A 4245-nucleotide genomic window follows, 5' to 3' on the forward strand; every position below is an offset into this window, starting at 1 on the left:
AGAAAAAGAAAGACTTGAAAAAGAAAAAGCTCTAAAAGAAGCTGTTGAAAAAATCCAAGCTGAAAACAAAAAAATTGAAGAACAAGCTAAAAAAGATGCTGAAACTACTAAAGAAACAGTAACTAAATTAGAAGCTGATAAAGCACAATTAGAAAAACTAGTTAAAGAAAAAGATGAAGCTATAAACAATGCTACTACTGAAGCTGAAAAAGAAAAATTAGCTACAGAAAAAGCAGCAGTTGAAAAAGAACTTACAGCAAAAGCAACTGAATTAAAAACTGAAACTGAAAAAGCAGTTAAACTTGAAAATAAAGTTAAAGAAATCAAAAAATTAGAAGAAGTTAAAAATGAAGCAGTAAAAGACATTGCTAATGATAAGTCTTTAAGTAACGAAGAAGCTAAACAATTAGAAGCAATTGTAAAAACTGCATCTCTTAAAGATACTCTAGTAGCCAAAGTAGAAGGAATTACAGGAGAAATCAAAGTTTCATTTGACAATACAGCTGTAAAAGCGTCTAACTTAGTTGTTAAAAAAGCTGATACAGAAACAGTTGCAAAAGTAGAAGAACTAGCTAAAAAAGCTGATGAAAATCTAAATGTTGTTAAAACAATCGATCTTTACTTCACAGATGCTAGTGGAGCTAGAGTTAACAAACAAGGTGAAACTCGTACAGTTACTGTTGCTGTCGTAGCTAATGAAGGTGAAAAACTTGAAGTTTACTACGTAAATGAAGACAAAGTAAATGGAGACAAGTTAGAAAAAGTTCCTAGTGTTTATAAAGATGGAAAACTTACATTCTTTACTAGTCACTTCAGTAAATATACTATCTTAAGTAAACCTGTAGTGACAGACAAAGGTGAAGCTTTAGTTCAAGAAGAACTACCTGCTCTAGATTTAAATAAAGTTTTAAATGAAACTACTCAAAAAGACCCTCTAAATATCTTTGGACAAGATGACAACAAAGACATTAAAGATGATGAAAAACTTGATGTAGTTAAAACTAATAACCAAGCAACTTCTACAGCTTCTGTAAATACTGTTAAAAAAGGACTTGCTAATACTGGATTAGCTTCTACCGCTACTGCTGGATTAGGTGCATTAGTACTATTATCTGCTTTAGTATTACGTAGAAAATTTAATAAATAATATTTAAGAAAAATGTGGGTTTGGAGGTATTCCAAGCCCATATTTTCATTGTTTCATAAAATTTTATTAATAATATTTTTGTATTTTATAGAATGCAAAACGTCTAAATTATGGCGGAGTTGTGAACTATTTTTGAAACTTTGTTGTAAATTTCGTCTATTTTAGGTTATATCTGATAGCAATTATCACTTTTACCTTTATTTACACGGTTTTTTGTATTATAATAGTGATAACGATTTAATATCTAATAATATAAAAATTAAAGGAGAAAATTCCTAATATGAAAAATACAACATTATTAAAAGTTTTGTCAGCAACTGCAATTTTTTCTGCTGTTGCAGCAATTGAAGCATACGATCAAGATAATTTCGTATTCGCAGCAGAAGAAACACCAGTTGTAGCAAATACAACAACTTCTTCTACGAAGCCAACTACTACGCAACCTACAGCACCAGCATCTACTACTGGGGAAACTAATTCACCAGCAACTCCAGCAGCGAACTCTGCTGCAGCCCCTGCTACTACATCAGTTACAGCTCCAGCAACTACTGCTCCTAAAGCTGAAGAATCAGCTACTGTAGCTCAAGATGTTAAAGCTTTAAAAGATGGTGAATATAAGATTACTGCTGAAGCCTTAAAATTCCATGAAGAAGGACGTCCTTCTATGGCTGCGCCTGCAATCGACAATGAAAAAACAAAATTAATAGTAAAAAATGGACAATACTCTGTAAATGTTTCATTTAAACCTATCACATTTGGTGGTCTTACTGGTTATTTAGGAGATTTAAAATACTATGATGGAGATAAGACACATGCAGATCGTGAAAAAATTGATGATAGTGAGTTTAAAGACTCAACTATAGTTGAAAATTATGGTACTAATGAGACTGATAACTTCACTGATGCATACAAAAAAGAATTTCCTAGTCGTACTGTTTATCCGAAAACTATTAATTTCAATGTAGATAAAAATAAAATTGATTCTAACAATAAATTAGAAACATATACAAAAGTGTTTGTTCCTGTTATGAATTCAATCATGGAAGGTGCAGGAACTCAAAGAATGATTTTAAAATTTGACCTGTCATCATTATCTAGAAAAAAAGTAACTGCTGATAACTATGAAGCAGCAACTTATGAAAATCCTAACAAAGACGTTGAATACAAAGGAACTATTAAAAAAGACTTCCCTATCCACGTTCAAGGACATTTAAGAAATGCTAACAATAACGATGAAGAATCATTATACGGTTCTGCATTAGATAACTATGTTAAAGTTGAAAAAGTTGGGGATAAATACAAATATACACTTAGATTCAAAAAAGGTCTTGCTGATGTAGGTGGAGAATTCTATCCATTCGAATTACATAAAGTAGCATACCAAGGTAAAGATGTTCCATTAACTACTTTAGCAACAAACGGTAATTCTTCAGTAAAAGAAGGATCTATCATTACTGATAAACTATTAGAAAAAATTCAATTAGACGGTACTGCTCCATATCCAAATGGTGCTTTAATGTCACACTTTGTTACATTAAAACTATACTATGAAACAGCTACTGACTATAAGGAAAGACCTGTAAAATTAGAAGATGTAGTTGCACCTGCTAAACCTAAACCAGTTAAGCCTGCACCAACTACACCAAAAGAAGAACCAAAACCAGCAACACCAACAGCTGCTGACCACAATGTTGATGCTGATAAAGTTCCTAACACTTTCCCTACTACAGTAAAAGCTGAATTAAATGGTAGAACTACTGGTACTGCTTCAATCTATGAAAATGCATTTGTTAAAGATGTAAAAGTCGAAAAAGTTGGGGATAAATATCAATATACTATCCAAGTTAAAGAAGGTAAATCTACTAACTTCTTATTACGTAATAAGCCATTTACAGTTTCTAAACTTACTTATAAGGGAACTGAAATTAACTTTACTGAAGTTGATGCTGCTACTAAGCTAAAAGAAGGTAAAATCTTAACTGATTCTCTTTTAGACAAAATTCAAGTAGATGCTGTATTAAATGTTCAAACAAAAGGTGGAGCTAAACCTAGATTTGAAGACAGAACTGCTGAAAGTACAATAGCTCTAGACTTCCCTAAAGTAGAAAAACCTAAAGAAGTTACACCTGCTAAACCTTCAGTACCTGATCATGAAGTAGATGCTGATAAAGTTCCTACTACATTCCCAGCTACTGTTAAAGGTGAATTAAATGGTAGAACTACTAATTCAAGTTCAATCTATGAAAATGCATTTGTTAAAGATGTAAAAGTTGAAAAAGTTGGAGATAAATATCAATACACTATTCAAGTAAAAGAAGGTAAATCTTCTACTTACTTATTACGTAACAAACCATTTACAGTTTCTAAACTTACTTATAAAGGAAATGAAGTTAACTTTACTGAAGTTGACGCAGCAACTAAACTAAAAGAAGGTAAAATCTTAACTGATACTCTTCTAGATAAAATTCAAGTAGATACTGTAATCAGCGTCCAAACTAGAGGTGGAGCTAAACCTAGATTTGAAGAACGAGCTGCTGAAAGTACAATAGCTTTAGACTTCCCTACTGCAGAAAAAGTAAAAGAAGAAGCTGCAAATAACTTAGTTCCCGCTAAAATTAATAATGCACATGAATCTAATAGGACTTCAATGGCAGATGGTGCATTAGTACATGAAAAAACTCGTGTTGAAAAAGTAAATGATACTTACAACTACTATCTAACATTTAAAGACTTAGATGTCAATACTCTAGTAGGAACTGTAGATACTTTAACTGTTGATGGTACTCCTGCTGAAAGAACTGATCTTGGTGGTGAAAGCCATGAAAAAGTATTCCACTTCACAAGTCCTGAAAAATTAACTGAAAAAACTATTACATTCTCAGTATCAGTAAATGGAAAACCATTAAGAGGTCATTCAAATGTTCCAGCAACACTTAAATTCAATTGGGATGGTGCTACTCCACTAACAGCTGATCAAGTAACATCATTACACAAAGATGAAACTACAAAAGCTCAAGCCGAAAAAGAAAGATTAGAAAAAGAAGCTGCTAGAGTTCAAGCTGAAAAAGAAAGATTAGAGAAAGAAGAAGCTGCTAGAG

Annotated in this window: 1 protein-coding gene and 1 pseudogene; both read left to right on the forward strand. The window is 32.0% G+C overall.

What is annotated here, in order from left to right; translation table 11 throughout:
* Positions 1 to 1147 (forward strand): annotated as a pseudogene (locus O3884_RS08905) (peptidase); the annotation flags it as partial.
* Between the two features lie 280 nt (positions 1148 to 1427).
* Positions 1428 to 4245 (forward strand): peptidase (locus O3884_RS08910; RefSeq protein WP_371453028.1); only part of this gene is annotated, 2818 nt, incomplete at its 3' end.

Source organism: Gemella sp. 20925_1_85 (assembly GCF_041433735.1).
GTDB lineage: Bacteria > Bacillota > Bacilli > Staphylococcales > Gemellaceae > Gemella.